Origin of the sequence: Streptomyces sp. GESEQ-35, assembly GCF_017948485.1 — a bacterium.
Taxonomy (GTDB): domain Bacteria; phylum Actinomycetota; class Actinomycetes; order Streptomycetales; family Streptomycetaceae; genus Streptomyces.
In genome coordinates this window covers 72182-87830 of record NZ_JAFFSX010000022.1, presented here as the reverse complement: position 1 = coordinate 87830, position 15649 = coordinate 72182, and the positions used below count along the sequence as shown (strand labels likewise).

General features: G+C 69.9%; 14 protein-coding genes and 1 tRNA gene. 7 read left to right on the top strand and 8 right to left on the bottom strand.

The window, feature by feature from the left end; all coding sequences use genetic code 11:
- Positions 1 to 124: 124 nt before the first annotated feature.
- From KCH87_RS33795 to KCH87_RS33780, 4 genes are all read left to right on the top strand, one after another.
- Positions 125 to 1486: an AAA domain-containing protein gene (locus KCH87_RS33795; protein ID WP_210591158.1), complete on the top strand. Its 1362-nt coding sequence runs from the start codon at positions 125 to 127 to the stop codon at positions 1484 to 1486.
- A gap of 151 nt (positions 1487 to 1637) precedes the next feature.
- Complete coding sequence (locus KCH87_RS33790) at positions 1638 to 2009, top strand: hypothetical protein (protein ID WP_210591155.1); 372 nt, start codon at positions 1638 to 1640, stop codon at positions 2007 to 2009.
- 109 nt (positions 2010 to 2118) lie between these two features.
- Complete coding sequence (locus KCH87_RS33785; RefSeq protein ID WP_210591152.1) at positions 2119 to 2745, top strand: hypothetical protein; 627 nt, start codon at positions 2119 to 2121, stop codon at positions 2743 to 2745.
- Positions 2736 to 2809: transfer RNA gene (locus tag KCH87_RS33780), tRNA-Lys, on the top strand. The genes KCH87_RS33785 and KCH87_RS33780 overlap by 10 nt, the downstream gene beginning before the upstream one ends.
- A gap of 81 nt (positions 2810 to 2890) precedes the next feature.
- Here KCH87_RS33780 and KCH87_RS33775 read toward each other — a convergent pair.
- Positions 2891 to 4234: a M6 family metalloprotease domain-containing protein gene (locus KCH87_RS33775; protein WP_210591149.1), complete on the bottom strand. Its 1344-nt coding sequence runs from the start codon at positions 4232 to 4234 to the stop codon at positions 2891 to 2893.
- 358 nt (positions 4235 to 4592) lie between these two features.
- Between KCH87_RS33775 and KCH87_RS33770 the strand changes: the two genes are divergently transcribed.
- Positions 4593 to 6458, top strand: coding sequence for a bifunctional diguanylate cyclase/phosphodiesterase (locus tag KCH87_RS33770; protein WP_210591147.1), 1866 nt, complete (start codon positions 4593 to 4595; stop codon positions 6456 to 6458).
- On the opposite strand, the gene KCH87_RS33765 is transcribed toward KCH87_RS33770, so the two are convergent.
- From KCH87_RS33765 to KCH87_RS33755, 3 genes are all read right to left on the bottom strand, one after another.
- The gene (locus KCH87_RS33765; RefSeq protein WP_210591144.1) at positions 6434 to 7525 is read right to left on the bottom strand and encodes an LLM class flavin-dependent oxidoreductase; all 1092 of its coding nucleotides are present in this window, start codon (positions 7523 to 7525) and stop codon (positions 6434 to 6436) included. The two genes, KCH87_RS33770 and KCH87_RS33765, sit on opposite strands and share 25 nt — an antisense overlap.
- Positions 7526 to 7718: 193 nt before the next feature.
- The gene (locus tag KCH87_RS33760) at positions 7719 to 8450 is read right to left on the bottom strand and encodes an aspartate/glutamate racemase family protein (RefSeq protein WP_210591141.1); all 732 of its coding nucleotides are present in this window, start codon (positions 8448 to 8450) and stop codon (positions 7719 to 7721) included.
- Positions 8447 to 9238, bottom strand: a complete 792-nt coding sequence (locus KCH87_RS33755; protein ID WP_210591138.1) for an aspartate/glutamate racemase family protein — start codon at positions 9236 to 9238, stop codon at positions 8447 to 8449. Before KCH87_RS33755 ends, KCH87_RS33760 begins: the two co-directional genes overlap by 4 nt.
- 183 nt (positions 9239 to 9421) lie before the next feature.
- On the opposite strand from KCH87_RS33755, the gene KCH87_RS33750 reads away from it, so the two are divergent.
- On the top strand, positions 9422 to 10381 hold the full coding sequence (locus KCH87_RS33750; RefSeq protein ID WP_210591135.1) for a D-2-hydroxyacid dehydrogenase: 960 nt from the start codon (positions 9422 to 9424) through the stop codon (positions 10379 to 10381).
- A 20-nt stretch (positions 10382 to 10401) separates the two neighbouring features.
- Positions 10402 to 11796: an amidase gene (locus KCH87_RS33745; protein ID WP_210591133.1), complete on the top strand. Its 1395-nt coding sequence runs from the start codon at positions 10402 to 10404 to the stop codon at positions 11794 to 11796.
- A 217-nt stretch (positions 11797 to 12013) separates the two neighbouring features.
- On the opposite strand, the gene KCH87_RS49545 is transcribed toward KCH87_RS33745, so the two are convergent.
- The 4 genes from KCH87_RS49545 to KCH87_RS33725 form a co-directional block, all read right to left on the bottom strand.
- Positions 12014 to 13207 (bottom strand): hypothetical protein, encoded by a 1194-nt coding sequence (locus KCH87_RS49545; RefSeq protein WP_247197216.1) that lies wholly within the window; start codon positions 13205 to 13207, stop codon positions 12014 to 12016.
- A gap of 93 nt (positions 13208 to 13300) precedes the next feature.
- A complete protein-coding gene (locus KCH87_RS33735) occupies positions 13301 to 14104 on the bottom strand; it encodes an aminoglycoside phosphotransferase (protein WP_210591130.1) in 804 nt (267 codons plus the stop codon).
- Positions 14105 to 14181: 77 nt separating this feature from the next.
- Positions 14182 to 14406, bottom strand: coding sequence for a hypothetical protein (locus tag KCH87_RS33730; RefSeq protein ID WP_210591127.1), 225 nt, complete (start codon positions 14404 to 14406; stop codon positions 14182 to 14184).
- A 4-nt stretch (positions 14407 to 14410) separates the two neighbouring features.
- Positions 14411 to 15556, bottom strand: coding sequence for a radical SAM protein (locus tag KCH87_RS33725; RefSeq protein ID WP_210591125.1), 1146 nt, complete (start codon positions 15554 to 15556; stop codon positions 14411 to 14413).
- Positions 15557 to 15649: the final 93 nt, after the last annotated feature.

Sequence of the window (15649 nt, the reverse complement as noted above, 5' to 3'; positions counted from 1 at the left end):
GACCGAGTCTTCCGCGATCGGCACCAGTCGGGTTGGAACCAGCCCGGTTTCCCCAGAGATTGGAGGTTGCTGTGCTGGCTTGGTTCTCGCTCAGCACGCGGCGACACTACCATCCGTCACTCGAATGGCACAACCAGTGACGGCCCGCACTCAGGGAGCCCCGCCCGACCCTGGTACGGCCGCCGCGCAGGCCGTCGCAGCGATCCTCTCCGACACCCTGCACGGCACCCACCGGGGCGTCGTCGTCGACTCCCCGCCCGGCGCCGGCAAGTCCACGCTTGTCGTCCGTGCGGCGCTCGAACTCGCCGACGCCGGGCGGTCGTTGATGGTCGTCGCGCAGACGAACGCGCAGGTCGACGATCTGGTGCTGAGACTCGCCGAGAAGAACCCCGAGCTGCCGGTCGGCCGGCTGCACAGCAGCGACACCGACCCGTACGACAAGGCGCTGGACGACCTGCCGAACGTACGGAAGTCCGCGAAGGCCGCCGACCTCACCGGCCTCCCGGTCGTGATCTCGACGGCCGCCAAGTGGGCGCACGTCAAGGTCGACGAGCCGTGGCGGCACGCGATCGTCGACGAGGCGTACCAGATGCGCTCGGACGCGCTGCTCGCCGTGGCCGGGCTGTTCGAGCGTGCGCTGTTCGTGGGCGACCCCGGGCAGCTGGACCCGTTCGCGATCGTGGGCAGCGAGCAGTGGGCGGGCCTGTCGTACGACCCGTCGGGCTCCGCCGTGACCACCCTGCTCGCGCACAACCCCGAGCTGCCGCAGCACCGCCTCCCGGTGTCCTGGCGGCTCCCGGCGTCGGCGGCGCCCCTGGTGTCGGACGCCTTCTACCCGTACACGCCGTTCCGTAGCGGCACGGGTCACGGCGACCGTCGGCTGACCTTCGCGGTCCCCTCGGACGGCTCCGGCCCCGACCGGGTGATCGACGAGGCGGCCGAGTCGGGCTGGGGCCTGCTGGAGCTGCCCGCGCGGCACACACCGCGAACCGATCCGGAGGCGGTGCGGGCCGTGGCGACGGTCGTACGGCGTCTGCTGGACCGCGGCGGTGCGGCCACGTCGGAACGGTCGGACGGACCGGCCCCGCTGACCGCCGACCGGATCGCGGTCGGCACAGCACACCGGGACCAGGCGGCGGCCGTACGGGCGGCACTGGGCGAGCTGGGCGTCGCCGATGTCACCGTCGACACGGCCAACCGGCTCCAGGGGCGGGAGTACGACGTCACGGTGGTCCTGCATCCCCTGTCCGGCCGCCCCGACGCGACCGCGTTCCACCTGGAGACCGGCCGACTCTGCGTACTCGCCTCCCGGCACCGGCATGCATGCATCGTGGTGTGCCGCGCCGGGGTGAGCGAGCTGCTGGACGAGTACCCGTCGACGGAGCCGGTGCAGCTGGGGACGGTCGTGAAATTCCCCGACGGCTGGGAGGCCAACCACGCGGTGCTGGCGCATCTCACCGAACGGCGGGTGAAGTGGCGGCCCTGATGCGCCATGTCCTGCACAAGTAGGTGGGCCGGAGCCAAGGTCGTCCCGGCCCACTTGCGTGGGCGCGAGAGAATGGACGGTGGTCCTGTCCGCTGGGGGTGTCCCACGCTGGCGGGGGAGGTGGTCCGTGACGTACGAGGAGGAGACAGACATGGCGGAGCCCACGCCGCGTCGGAACGAACCGCGGCTTCGCCCCGCGCCCCTGCTCTTCGAGCCTGCGCAGGTGGCTGAAGACCCCGAGCACTTCTTCGATCTGGAGTCGATAGAGGATCCACGCGCGTTGCTGGCGCGGGCGACGGAGCTGACACAGGCGTTCCGGGCGGCGGCCGATCGTGCGGTGGAGTTCCAGGCGATGGCGGCCGCGCAACTGGCGGATCCTCGACGGTTCGACCGGCTGACGGCGGCGGACATCGCCGAGCGGGCCGAGTGGACCGAGGACTACGCGAAGAAGATGGTCGAGTTCGGGCGGGACCTCATGGGGGGTACCTCAGACGGCGGGCGGGGCACCGCGGACCCGGTGTAGGCGCACTGGCATATGCCAGGCGGGCAAGATACTCCCTTCCACCCCCTCCCGTCCCGGTTTCCCGCAACTCTCCGGAACCCGATGCTCACCGCCGGTACATGTTGATGGCATGAGCCCCAGCACCCGCAATGAGCCGTTCTCCGATCGATTCGACGCATCCGGTGCACCCGCTGTATCCGAGGTCACCTCGGACGGGGCAGCATGGCTGGCGTCCGCAGGCATGTACCCGCGGAGCACCCTCGCGCTCTGGGCAGAACGGCCGCACGCTCCGGTCGTCCTCCCGTGCGGTACCGCCTTCGATGTCGTGAGCGCGCCCGCACTCTTCGGGCGTGAGCTGCTCGACCGGTTGTGGGACGAGGGGCCGGGGTCCGGGCCGGTGGCGGTGTTCCGTGGGCGGATGCTGCTGCTGGCCGGGCCCGGTACGGCACAGCGGCTGCCGTCGCTGCTGGACTGGGAGGAGTGGGGCGCCGGCGACCGGGAGCAACGCCGCACCGGAGGCATCCCGCCCCTGCTCTGTCACGGCCACGGCGACGCCGTGACCCTCCCCGCACCACTGGGCGCGATCGGCGTCCAGTCCCGCTGGCTCGTCGCCCCCGACACCCGTCACCCCTGGCTGCCGGGCCCGGAAATCCTGCTGTGGGCGGCCCTGCGCGCGGCCCGCTCCACCGTACGGATATCGATTTTTCCTCCCGCCGATCAGGATGCTAAGGTCTACGACGTCAGCAAGCGCCGCTAGCTCAGTTGGTTAGAGCAGCTGACTCTTAATCAGCGGGTCCGGGGTTCGAGTCCCTGGCGGCGCACGTTGTCGATGGCGAGGCATGTTCGCGGAATGCGCGAACCGGCCTCGCCATCGTCGTTTCTGCGCGGCGTCGGCCGAGCGGTCACCCACCCGTGATCTTCACCGTCCAAGCCCCCGCCGCCGTGCGCCCCTCCACCTCCACCCGGACCGGCTCACCCGGCACCGTGAAGGTCTCGCCGAGGGCGACCGGGGCGTCCGCGAGGGGTGGGTAGACCGAGTTCTCCCAGCAGGCCTCGGTGCGGGGATGGGCGTCGATGACCTCGATCGGGCCGCCGCCGGATTCCTCGCCGCTGCGGATGCGGTAGACGAGGATGCCCTGACGGCAGGCTGTCGCGTCGTTGCCGACGGGGCCGCGTGCCTCGAAGGCGAGGGCCGTGTCGGCGCCGGTGCGGACGATGGCCACCTTGGTGCCGCGGCCGAGGCCGAAGGACGGGGCGCCCGCGGCGCCGACCGCCGGGACGCCGGGGCCCGCCGCGAGCGGCTCCAGGGTCAGCCGGGTGGGTCCACTGCCCTGCACGCACCGCACCTGCCGCCCGTCCAGCCAGCCCAGCTTCCACTTGTGCCAGCCGAACAGGTCCGGCGCAAGGCCGAACTGGCTGCCCATCAGGTCCCAGTCGCCCACATAGGTGTCCCAGTCGCCCTTGCCGTCCCTCGGACGGTGGTACAGGTCCGGCAGATCGAAGACATGACCGGTCTCATGGGCCAGGACCAGCCGGTCCGGCGGGTGCTGTTCGAAGACCGTGACGACCCGGTGCAGATCCGTGCCGTCGGCCCGCAGCGGAGCCTCCAGGTTGACGACCTTCGTCGCGTCCGAGTCGACGCCGGGGGCGTGCGGATCGGCGACGAAGTAGACGATGTCGTAGCGCGAGAAATCGACGTGCGGATCGGCCGACGCCATGGCGTCGCGCAGGAACGCCGCCCGGTGCGCGGAATTCCAGTCGCGCTGTATGGCGTACGAGGTCGACGACTGGGGCATACCGATCCAGCGCCGGAGTGGGTGCGGGCGCAGGGTGAAACGGCCGTAGGAGGCGCGTTCGAAGAAGCGGCTGGTGGCCGGGAAGTGGTCGGCGGCCAGTTCGACGGGGGTGGTCAGCGGGGCGGAGTCCGGGAAGGAAAGGAACACCATGACCGCGTCCAGTTGACGGGCCGGGCGGGGATAGGCGGCGTTCCAGGTGTCGACGCCCTCCGAGTGATGGGCGTCGGTGCGATGCAGGGCGCACGAGGCCGCCGAGAAGGGCTCGGCGACCGAGGGGCCCGTGATCAGGGAGGTCGCGGCGAGCGCGGACATCGTGGTGAACACCGCGGCCGTACTGCGCAGTCGGGGCCGCGCCGCCATCCCACCGAACCCTCGGCGGACCACATGGGTGAGTCCGATGAGGGAGAGCTGACGCGGCACGGGGACCTCCGGGTGCGGTTCGCGGGACACCGCATCCAGCCTGTGGGAGATTGTCGTACTACGTCCTGTTTGTCTGAACCAGATGAGTGAGGGACCGGAGAGACCGTCAGAAGAGACCACCAGCGACAACCGCCAGAGACGACACCCCCGAATCGCTCACGGAACGTCACATGCGGTCGGGGGGCCGAAGAACCCGCCCATGTGCGGGCAGAAACGATCTGCCAGAAAGGCCGGTGCGTCGGGGACACTGGAGAGTGGCTGGAAGGGCCGGAGGCCAGCCTCTATGATCGGCACACTTTCCAGCCCGGACACGGCCCGGCGGCCTTCCTCCCGGTCGGCCAACCCGACGAGACCCATCCGAAGATCGAGTGCACTGCGGGAGCAAGCGGTGAGCGGAACGTCCGAAGGGCCGGCGCCCACGGCAGATCTCATCCGACCTGCTGTCACAGAGAGTAATGAAATGTCTTCGCCCGGTACCGACCCGGACACTTTGGCCCCAGCAGTCGACTTCCGTTCCGCCTTCACCGCGGCCCCGCTCGCGATGGCCGTGGTCGACCGCGAGGGCCTGGTCGTCAGTGCCAACGAAGCGCTCGGCGCCCTGATCGGCGCGCAGTCAGGGGCGTTGGCCGGGCGGCTCGCCGCCGATCTGGTGGACCTGGCGTCCGACGCCCGTACCTGGCACGCGTATCGCGAGGTACTGCGCGGGCGGGAGGCGCGGCTGCGCTGCACGCGTCGTATCAAGCATCCCGACGGACACGCGGTGTGGGTGCAGGTCATGGTCGGGCCGCTGCCGGACCGGGCCGAGGCGGTGCTGCTGTCCGTCGCCGACATCAGTGCCCGGCGTGAACTCCAGGCGCGGCTGCGGCACTTGCAGATGCATGACCCGGTGACCCGGCTGCCCAACCGCACGCTGTTCTTCGAGCGCCTTTCGGCCGCGCTGGAGGCGGAGTCGTACGACGAGGGTGGCACCGGACGGATCGGGCTGTGCTATCTGGACCTGGACGGCTTCAAGGCGGTCAACGACACGCTCGGCCACCGGGTCGGCGACCGGCTGCTGGCCGCCGTGGCGGAACGCCTCACGCGCTGCGCGGACGAGGCCGGTTACGCCCGGGCGAGCACGCCGCTGGTGGCACGGCTCGGCGGGGACGAATTCGCCCTGCTGGTCGAGGACTCGACGGGCACCGAGCAACTCGCCGAACTGGCCGAGTCGGTGCTGAAGGCGCTACAGGCGCCCTTCGACCTGTCCGGCCAGCGGCTGTCGCTCTCGGCGTCGATCGGCGTGGTCGAACGCCAGGCGGCGGGGACGACGGCGACCGGTCTGATGCAGGTCGCCGACACCACGCTGTACTGGGCGAAGGCCGACGGCAAGGACCGCTGGACGCTCTTCGACCCGGAGCGCAACGCCCACCGCATGACCCGCCAGGCCCTGGCCTCCACCCTCCGTCCGGCCATCGAGCGCGGTGAATTCACCCTCGAATACCAGCCGTTGGTGGGCATGGAGGACGGACGGGTGCGCGGGGTCGAGGCGTTGGTCAGATGGAACCATCCACAGTTCGGCGTACTGACGCCGAATCGGTTCATCGGATTGGCGGAGGAGGACGGTTCGATCGTGCCGCTCGGCCGCTGGGTGCTGGCGACCGCCTGCCGGCAGGCGCGGCGCTGGCAGTTGGAGCACCCGGAAGAGCCGCCGCTGTTCGTCAGCGTCAACGTCGCGGTCCGTCAGGTCTGGGACTCGGACCTGGTCGCGGACGTGGCCGAGACGCTGGCGGAGACGGGACTGGAGCCGCATCTGCTCCAACTGGAGCTCACCGAGTCGGCGGTGATGGGCTCGGCCGGGCGTCCCCTCCAGGCACTCCAGGCGCTGAGCGCGATGGGCGTGGGCATCGCGATCGACGACTTCGGCACCGGCTACTCGAACCTGGCGTATCTCAGCCGGCTGCCGGTGTCGGTGCTGAAGCTGGACGGGTCGTTCGTACGGGGCTTCCAGTACGACAGCTCCGATGACAAGGCCGACAAGGCCGTGGCGCCCAACCCGGCGGACGAGGTCATCGTCGAGGCGATGATCCAGCTCGCCCACCGGCTGGGGCTGACCGTCACGGCGGAGTGCGTGGAAACGTCGTCGCAGGCCACCCGTCTTCGGCGGATCGGCTGCGACACCGGGCAGGGGTGGCTGTACTCCCGTCCGGTGTCGCCGGATCGTATCTCCGAGCTGCTGGGCCCGCCGGGGGTTCAGGCGGCGGTCGGCAATCCGTAGGCGTCCGCGATGAGTTCGTAGCTGCGGACGCGCAGCGCTCCGTCGTGGGCGTGCGAGGTGAGCATCAACTCATCGGCTCCGGTGCGCTTTTGGAGGTCGTCGAGGCCTGCGCGGACCTCGTCGGCGGTGCCGTGGATGATGTTGGAGTTCCAGGAGCCGATGAACTCCCGCTCCATGGGGCTGAATTCGTAGGCCTCGGCTTCCTCGGGGGTGGGGACGAGACCGGGACGGCCGGTACGCAGGCGGATCATGTTCAGCGCCCCGGCCATGACCTGACGGCGGGCCTCCTTCTCGTCCTCGGTCGCGAGCGCGGAGACGCCGATGACGGCGTACGGCTCGTCGAGGACGGCGGACGGCTGGAAGGACTCCCGGTAGAGGTCCAGGGCCGGGATCGTGTTCTGCGCCGAGAAGTGGTGCGCGAAGGCGAAGGGCAGGCCGAGGACGGCGGCGAGACGGGCGCTGAAGCCGGAGGAGCCGAGGAGCCAGACCGGCGGGCGGTGCGGGGACTGGACACCGCCGGGGCTGGTCGCCTGGACCGGGCCGGGGACGGCGTGGATCCGGCGGTAGGGGTGGCCGTCGGGGAAGTCGTCGTCCAGGAACCGGTTGAGCTCGGCGAGCTGTTCGGGGAAGTCGTCGGCGCCTTCGTTGAGGCGGTCCGTGCGGCGGAGGGCCGCGGCGGTGGCGCCGTCCGTGCCGGGGGCGCGGCCGAGGCCCAGGTCGATACGGCCGGGGGCCATGGCCTCCAGCGTGCCGAACTGCTCCGCGATGACGAGCGGGGCGTGGTTCGGGAGCATCACTCCGCCCGAGCCGAGGCGGATGCGGTTCGTGTGGGCGGCGAGGTGGGCGAGGATCACGGCGGGCGACGACGAGGCCACGCCGGGCATGGAGTGGTGCTCGGCGACCCAGTAGCGGTGGAAGCCGCGGGACTCCGCGAGGCGGGACAGCTCGACGCTGGTCCGGAGCGCCTCGGTGGCGGTGTGGCCCGCGCCGACGGTGACCAGGTCCAGTACGGAGAGGGGGGTGGGGGCCGTGCCCTGCGCTGTGCCCCGGATCTCGTCTGCCGTCACGGTGAAGCCTCCTGTGTTGGTGCCGTGCGCTGTCCGCGGCAGGTCAACAGGAGGCTGTCTCCGTTTATTCCCGGGAGGGTTTTCGCCCCCGCCGCCCCTACCCGTCCCGTCCTGAAGGGGCTCCGCCCCTTCGACCCCGCTCCTCAAACGCCGGAGGGGCTGAACCTTGAGCCAGCGGCAGGGGCGAGTGGGCTCATGCCTGGACGATCGGTTCCCTCGTGAACAAGGAACCCAGCTCCGGCGCGTTCACGCGGCGGTCCGTCAGTCGCAGGGCCTCCCAGACCGTGACCTGGTTGGCGGTGAGGACCGGCTTGGACAGTTCCTTCTCCAGGGTCGGGAGGCAGGAGGCCGTGTGGAGGGCGGTGTCGGGGAGGAGGACCGCGTCCGCGTCCGCGTGGTCCGCCTCGCGCGCCAGCGCCAGCACCTCTTCCTCGCCCCACGTGCCGACCTCCGCGGCCGTGATGATCCCGGAGCCGCGGACGGACAGCACCTCCGCGCCTGCGGCCCGCAGGAACGCGGCGAACAGGTCCGCCACGTCGTCCGGGTACGTCGCCCCGACCGCGACCCGCCGCACGTCCAGCTCCCGTACCGCGTGCACGAAGGCGAAGGACGTCGAGGACGCGGGCATGCCGGCGGTGCGGGCGAGGCTGCGGACCTGATCGTGGGCGCCCTCCCAGCCGTAGACGAAACTGCCGCTGGTGCAGGCCCACACCACGGCCTCCGCGCCGGTCAGGCGGAGGGATTCGACGCCCGCCGACAGGCGTTCCGCCGCGCCCATCCGCAGCAGGGCGTCGACCCGGTGGGCGTCCTCGCCGATGTCCGTGTGGACGACGTCGAGCCTGATGTCGCTGCCCAGCAGCTGCTCGATGCGCGGATAGTCGTCCTCGGCGGAGTGGCCCGGGTAGAGGAAACCGAGTGCGGTCATGTCCAACCTTCCTGCTGCTGCTCTTCCTCCGGCAGTACGGGGCCGGTACGCGCGGCCGGATCGACCAGCCGCTGATACGGCCCCACTGCCCGGGTACCCAATCGGCGCAGGGCCGCCCACATCGTGACCTGGTTGGCCGACATGACCGGTAGGCGCAGTTCCGCCTCCAACTGGGGGATCACGTCGTATGTCGGCAGGTTGGTACAGCTGATGAACAGGGCGTCCGCCCCGCCCTCGCCCACCGCCTGCCGGGCCATGTCCGCCACATCCCGGTACGGCACCTTCCAGATGTGCCGCGTCAGGCCCATGAAGGCGCAGCCCGTGACCGTGACGCCCGCTTCCGCCACATACTCCTCCAGCGAGCGGGTCACGGACACGGTGTACGGCGTCACCAGCGCCACCCGGCGTACGCGGAGCTCGGTCAGCGCCTCCAGCAGGGCACCGGACGTCGTGACGGACGGGACCGCGCCCTCGCGGGTCATCGCCTCGCACATCGCGCGTTCGCCCGCGACGCCGCCGACGAAGCTGCCGGAGGTGCAGGCGTAGGCGACGACCTCGGGCGCGATGGCGTTCAGGGTGCGCACGGCGTCGCCGAGCGTCTCGTGTTCGCTGACCAGCCGGGCCAGGTCGAGGCTGACCTCGACGGGCACGAACGGCGTGCGGGTGAGGTGGAGGGAGACCTCGTCGGGCATCCATCGCCACAGCTCACGGTCGAGCGCGAAGTCGAAGGGGGCGACTACACCGACACCGCGCTGAGGGCGCGGTCCACCCAGAAAGGAGACATCCACGGCAGGCACCGGCCTCACATGAGAAACCAGGGTCAGCGGACCCGACGCCCGCCCATGTTGACGAAGGTAGGTTCGGGTGCGAGCGTGGTCAATCCTCGCATGTCGCCCGCAGGTCAACGTGTTGTTACCGCCGTATCACCGCCCACGTCAGACGGCCTTCGCCGCCGAGAAACGGCTCCCCGAATGACCTCTCCCCCGTCCGCGCCCACCCTCCTCGTCCTCGACGCCGAGCCGCCGCCCCGCCTCGGCCGCCTGACCGGCCGCGCGCGGATCGAGCACGCGGACCCGTCGACCCTCGCCGAACGCCTCCCGCACGCCGATGTGCTGCTCGTCTGGGACTTCACCTCGCACGTCGTGCGCGCGGCCTGGCCGGGCGACGGTCCGCGCCCGCGCTGGGTGCATACGGCGAGCGCGGGCGTGGACCATCTGATGTGTCCCGAACTGGCCGCCTCCGACACGGTGGTGACCAACGCCCGCGGCGTCTTCGACCAGCCGATCGCCGAGTACGTCGCCGCACTCGTCCTCACGATGGCCAAGGATCTGCCGCGGACGTGGGAGCTACAGCGCGCGCGGGAGTGGCGGCACCGCGAGTCGCAGCGGGTGGCGGGCACGCGCGCGTGCATCGTCGGCTCGGGCCCGATCGGGCGGACGATCGCCCGTACCCTCAAGGCCCTCGAGATCACGACGGCGCTGGTCGGGCGCACCCCGCGCACCGGCATCCACGGCCCCGCCGACATCGACCGGCTGATGGCCCGCGCCGACTGGGTGATCGCGGCCTCGCCGCTCACCGAGCAGACGTACGGCATGTTCGACGCCCGCCGCTTCGGCATGATGCAGCCCTCCGCCCGCTTCATCAACATCGGCCGCGGTCAGCTGGTCGTCGAGGACGCGCTCGCCGAGGCGCTGGCCAAGCGGTGGATCGCGGGCGCCGCGCTGGATGTCTTCGAGCATGAGCCCCTCACCCCCGACAGCCCGTTGTGGCAGCTCCCGGGTCTGATCGTGTCCCCGCACATGAGCGGCGACACGATCGGCTGGCGGGACGAACTCGGCAGGCAGTTCGTGGAGTTGTACGAACGCTGGGAGGCGGGCAGATCTCTGGTGAACGTGGTCGACAAGAAGCTGGGGTACGTACCCGGACGCTGAGGGCCCTGGGAGGCTGCTGCATGTCGGAGCTCACCGAGCTGACCGCCGTACAACTCGTCGACGGCTACCGCAAGGGCGAATTCAGCCCTGTGGAAGCGACCCGCGCGGCACTGGAACGGGCCGAGCGGATGGAGCCGGCCGTCAACGCGTTCGTACGCCTGGACTCCGAGGACGCGCTCGCGCAGGCCGCCGCGTCGGCGGACCGGTGGCGGCGCGGGGAGCCGGCGGGGCTGGTGGACGGGGTGCCGGTGACGGTGAAGGACATCCTGCTCATGCGGGGCGGGCCGACGCTCAAGGGCTCCAAGACCATTGACCCGAACGGCCGTTGGGACGAGGACGCCCCCTCCGTCGCCCGGCTGCGCGAGCACGGCGCCGTCTTCCTCGGGAAGACCACGACGCCCGAGTTCGGCTGGAAGGGCGTCACGGACTCGCCGCTGTCCGGGGTGACCAGGAATCCGCACGACACCTCGCGCACCGCGGGCGGTTCGAGCGGCGGGAGCGCGGCCGCCGTGGCGCTGGGTGCGGGGCCGCTGTCGCTCGGGACGGACGGCGGCGGCAGTGTGCGTATCCCGGCGGCCTTCTGCGGGATCTTCGCGCTCAAGCCGACGTACGGGCGGGTGCCGCTGTATCCGGCGAGCGCCTTCGGCACGCTGGCGCACGTCGGGCCGATGACCCGGGACGCGGCGGACGCGGCGCTGCTGATGGACGTGATCGGCGGGCCCGACGCCCGGGACTGGTCGGCGCTCGCACCGACGTCGTCCTTCGTCCAGGCCCTCGCCGGCGGCGTCCGCGGGCTGCGGGTGGCCTACTCGCCCTCGCTGGGCGGGCAGGTGGCGGTCCGTCCCGCGGTCGCGGCGGCCGTACGGCGGGCCGTGGAGCGGCTGGCCGGGCTCGGCGCGTACGTCGAGGAGACCGACCCCGACTTCACCGACCCGGTCGACGCCTTCCACACCCTGTGGTTCAGCGGCGCGGCCCGGGTGACGCAGCAACTCGGGCCGCAGCAGCGGGAGTCGCTCGATCCGGGGCTGCGGGAGATCTGTGCGACCGGCGCCCGGTACAGCGCGCTGGACTATCTGGCCGCCGTGGACGTACGCATGGAGCTCGGGCGCCGGATGGGCCGGTTCCACGAGTCGTACGACCTACTGGTCACCCCGACGCTCCCGATCACCGCGTTCGAGGCGGGCGTCGAGGTGCCCAAGGGCTCGGGGCATCGGCGGTGGACGGGGTGGACGCCGTTCACGTACCCCTTCAACATGACGCAGCAACCGGCGGCGACCGTGCCGGTGGGAGTCGACACGGACGGGCTGCCGATCGGGATGCAGCTGGTCGCCGCGCGGCACGGGGACGACCTCGTCCTGCGTGCCGCGCATGCGCTGTACGAGGCCGGGGTTGGTGGGGGTGGTACGCGCTGCTGAGCGCGCAACTTGTGTCGAGCGGTCCGACTCTTCCCCCTCTTAGCTCGGACCGGGGTGCGGTGAGCTTGGGATTGGCACCCTGAAGCGCTTTGACCTGGTGTTTCATGCGTTTCAGGGCGTTGACGGGGGTGCGGGTTTTATCGGGCTCGCACTCCCCGGAGACTCCCCCGGGAAACGCTGGGAAACGGCCGGGGCACGAAGCCGTTTGCCCCAGTGATCACCGGGGGATGACCAGGTCCCTGAGTTGCGCCGGAGTGGGGCCCTTCTCTCGATAGAGCAGGATGCCCACGATGATCACTACCAGTGGCAGCAGAGCAGTGAGCGCTGCGTCGGGAAGGCCCGCTAACGCCGCGCCCGCCATCGCCGACACGACAACGCCTCCAAGGGCCAACAAGCGCAGCCCTTCACGATGAACGACCTTGGGAGCGTCTCCGATCTGCTCGTCGTCGAGTAGATGGCTGACCTTCCCCTCGGCATACCGTTCCGCGATCGTCAGCAACATGACCGCCATGTCCTGCAACGCCTGCTTCGGGTGCGAATCCTGTCGGGCTTCAGCTTCGCGCAACGCCCCAACAACCCGGCCGATGTGATCCGCCGTAGCTCGATCTTGATGTGCGCGCGCCTTGCCTCGTCGTACGCGAGGAGCCCGCCACAGAACTCGCTCAACCGCACTCAACGAGATCTTGGGGACGTCGTCCCCCGCTTCCTCGCTGTCCAGCTTCTCGAACTCACGGCCGCACTTAACTGCGGTCAACACCAACGCGACAACTGGCCAACACAGCGAGAAGTCGTCGTGAGCCCTGTCTCCCCACTTCCGCTGCTTGTTCTTTGCCCTCCGCTCCCGGTGTTCCGGTCGCTGAGCAATCACCGCTACGACTCTGATAAGCAGCGGGATGAGGCCTGCGGCCACCACCGCCAAGATGAGGAAGCGCACGCCCAGGAAGGCGTCCTCCGGCCAGTCCCATGACTGCACAACGTCTACGAGAGCAGTCGCCTTCTCTCGCAAGTTGTCTACCGGCGACTGGGGGTGGGGAGACTCGTCCGTCGGCGGAGGGCGCCAGTTGAAGATCGCCTGCGCGTTCCAGGCCAAGTAGGCGAAGAGAACGAACAACACCGCGGAGATCGGGAGGGAGATCTGCGCCGCGTACCACCACCTCACCATCCACTCAGGAGTGAGTCTTTGCCCTCCCGCCACAGACCTGCCAGCCAGGACCGGCGGTAGTACCTCCTGCCCTTCCCTCAGAAGCGGCTCCGCATGTCGGAGTGCCAACCACCGTCGGCGTGGCCTGACCTCGCGTTTCACCGCGCGCATGCGCGCACGTGCCCAGCTCTGAAATGGGACGTAGGACCACAGGAGAAAGGGGGCCGCAATGAGAACACCCATCACCAGTAACGCCAGAAGCACCTTCACGTTGGGCAGTCTCGCCCACGGCACTGACACTCGAGCACGAAACGTCCATGGTTGCCCACCTCAGCCGCAGGCTAGGGACGGGGCGGGCGGTGACTAGTGGGTGCGCCAGTAGGTGACCCAGTCATGTGCGAGTCGGCCCATGTGCTTTTTCCAGTCCTGCGGGTCGTTCCGGGCGACCTCGTCCCAGGTGCAGGCGTTTGCCTCGGAAAACGCGGCGACGGATGCATGCGGGGCTGCCGCCCACGACGGGAACTGTCCGTGTGCCCACGCGTCCGCGGCTTCCGGGGTGTGACCGGCTTCCATGAGTCGAAGGATGAGTACGGCGGGGTCGATCCATGCTGCACCGCGAGTAGGCCATGCCCAGTCGATCAGGTGTGCGCGGTCGGTCACAAGCATGTTGTGCGGGGCGAGGTCGGTGTGCAGCAGGGTGTCGCCAGCGAGCTGCTCGACGCCGGCGGGGCCTGCGTAGCCGCTCCATCGGTCCTCGGCACGCTTCAGCACGATGCCGGGGCATGGCGTGTTCTGGAGCTCGATCAGGGCGCGGGCGACGAACGGTAGATCGGGGGAGCCAGGGGTGTAGTCGGCGTGGCGCCCGATGAGGTGCTCGTAGCCGATCAGGTCCCATCCGGCGGCCTGTACACGCCACAGCAAGCGGGGGCATGACGGAGGTAGGTACGGATTGATGACGGCCTCGCGCTGTTGCGTTCGAGCCTGGGGGTGATCAGTGGGCACGCCCTTGACGAACAGGGTCCCGTCGGTGGTCTGGATGGTGGCAGCGATGCCGGAGTTAGCGCCGGCGTCGGCGGTCTTGACGCGCAGTACCGGGCCGGTGTGCTGCTCAACAGCGTGACGCGCGGCAAGGGGTAGGTCGTCCCAGTGGATGCGGTCTACGGGCATGTGGGGTTCCTGGGTGGACGGGCGAGCCGCCCCCCGACCCTACGCGGGCGGGGGCGGCTCTGTGGTGCGTGCCGGTTTTAGTACGGCTGGTCGTCGTCAGCCTGGCACGAGCAGCCGAGGCTTTCAGAGAACGTGCCAATCTCCTTCGTGATCCTGAACTCGTCGTCGGCGATCGGACGGGACGTGATCGCGACGGGGAGCGGTCCGGCGGTCGGCGCGATCGGGCGGGGCGTGATCGCGACCATCACGGGGCCACGGGATCGGGTCTCTTCGATGGTGCGGGGCTCAATGGCGGTTGCCATGGGTTCACCTCACTGGTTCGGGGTCGGGATGCTGGCAGTACATGTTTCGTGGTGCCTTCGCCTCCTGGTAGAGCTTGGCCATGGGGCGGCAGGTGGTGCAGCCGCCCGGGTTGCCGTCGGCGTCCTTCTGGCCGAACGTGCAGCCGGCGCAGCCCCCGGTGCGAAGCTGTAGACCGTCGGCAATGCCGCCAAGGCGTTTCAGTCCCTCGATGCCTTCCTGCATCAACGGGATGTGTGGATCGCGGCCGATCTTGCATATGGACGCGTGGCCGAACGGGTCGGCGTGAAAGAACGTGTGTCCGGCGTTGCAGCCGGTGAACGGCTTCCGCTTGCGTAGGTACTTCGCGGCCTGCTCGGGAATCGGGGTCGCGTCGCCCTGGATGGTCGGCGACATGTTGGTGAACACGAACAGTTGGCCGTACTGCTCGGAGAGCTGCTCCATGGCGGCGAACTCGTCGGCATTGTCCTTCGTGATGACGATGTTCAACTGCAAGCGCAGGCCAGCCTCGCGCGCGGCGTCGAGTCCGCGGATGAAGCGGCCGAACGCACCCCGGTTGCGGGTGAACCCGTCGTAGGTCTCCTCGGTCGCGCCGTAGACGCTGAGCGACAGGTGATGGGGCGGGCGCTCGGTGAGCGTCTCCAGGATCTTTGCCTTGTGGAGCTGCGAACCGTTCGTCGAGATCGTCAGCATGATGCCGAGGTCGTAGGCATACGCGTACGCCTCGGGGAACTCATGGTCGATCAGCGGCTCACCGCCCGTGATCTGAAGCCAGAGCACGCCGGCGTCGCGCAGGATGTCGAGCAGCCGGACCTTGTCGGCCCATGGCATTCCCTCGAACCGCTTCAGCCCGAGGTAGCAGTGCGGGCAGTCGTAGTCACAGCCCTTGTTGATCTCGTATGACGCGCGCGCCATCCCGTACGGGGAAGGGGCGCGCACGAGGACGCTGTCGCGCAGGGGACTGTGTGCAGGGAGGTCGAGTCCCCAAGCCTGGCGTGCGCCGTCGACAAGCCAGTGCGGGGCCTCGGCGCCACTGCCCGCGGCCTTGCTGAGCTCGAGGTACCGGACGAGCGGAATCTGTACCCCGTTGTCATCGCCGGGGCGTAAGACGAGGTACTCATCGAGGAACGGGCTAGCGATCAGTTCGTGCATGGGCTTCCTCCCTGGGCGGTGGGGATGCGAAGGCGGCCGTCACGGAGGACCGACTCGGCTTGATCGATGGCGCCGTACGGCGTGGTGGTACAC

What these genes read in the sequence shown, in the direction of transcription:
- KCH87_RS33760 (WP_210591141.1), bottom strand. Translation starts at nt 8,450, where the DNA reads ATGACCGCACTCGGTTTCCTCTACCCGGGCCACTCCGCCGAGGACGAC.
- KCH87_RS33730 (WP_210591127.1), bottom strand. Translation starts at nt 14,406, where the DNA reads ATGGCAACCGCCATTGAGCCCCGCACCATCGAAGAGACCCGATCCCGT.
- KCH87_RS33725 (WP_210591125.1), bottom strand. Translation starts at nt 15,556, where the DNA reads ATGCACGAACTGATCGCTAGCCCGTTCCTCGATGAGTACCTCGTCTTA.
- KCH87_RS33735 (WP_210591130.1), bottom strand. Translation starts at nt 14,104, where the DNA reads ATGCCCGTAGACCGCATCCACTGGGACGACCTACCCCTTGCCGCGCGT.
- KCH87_RS33790 (WP_210591155.1), top strand. Translation starts at nt 1,638, where the DNA reads ATGGCGGAGCCCACGCCGCGTCGGAACGAACCGCGGCTTCGCCCCGCG.
- KCH87_RS33745 (WP_210591133.1), top strand. Translation starts at nt 10,402, where the DNA reads ATGTCGGAGCTCACCGAGCTGACCGCCGTACAACTCGTCGACGGCTAC.
- KCH87_RS33785 (WP_210591152.1), top strand. Translation starts at nt 2,119, where the DNA reads ATGAGCCCCAGCACCCGCAATGAGCCGTTCTCCGATCGATTCGACGCA.
- KCH87_RS33750 (WP_210591135.1), top strand. Translation starts at nt 9,422, where the DNA reads ATGACCTCTCCCCCGTCCGCGCCCACCCTCCTCGTCCTCGACGCCGAG.
- KCH87_RS33795 (WP_210591158.1), top strand. Translation starts at nt 125, where the DNA reads ATGGCACAACCAGTGACGGCCCGCACTCAGGGAGCCCCGCCCGACCCT.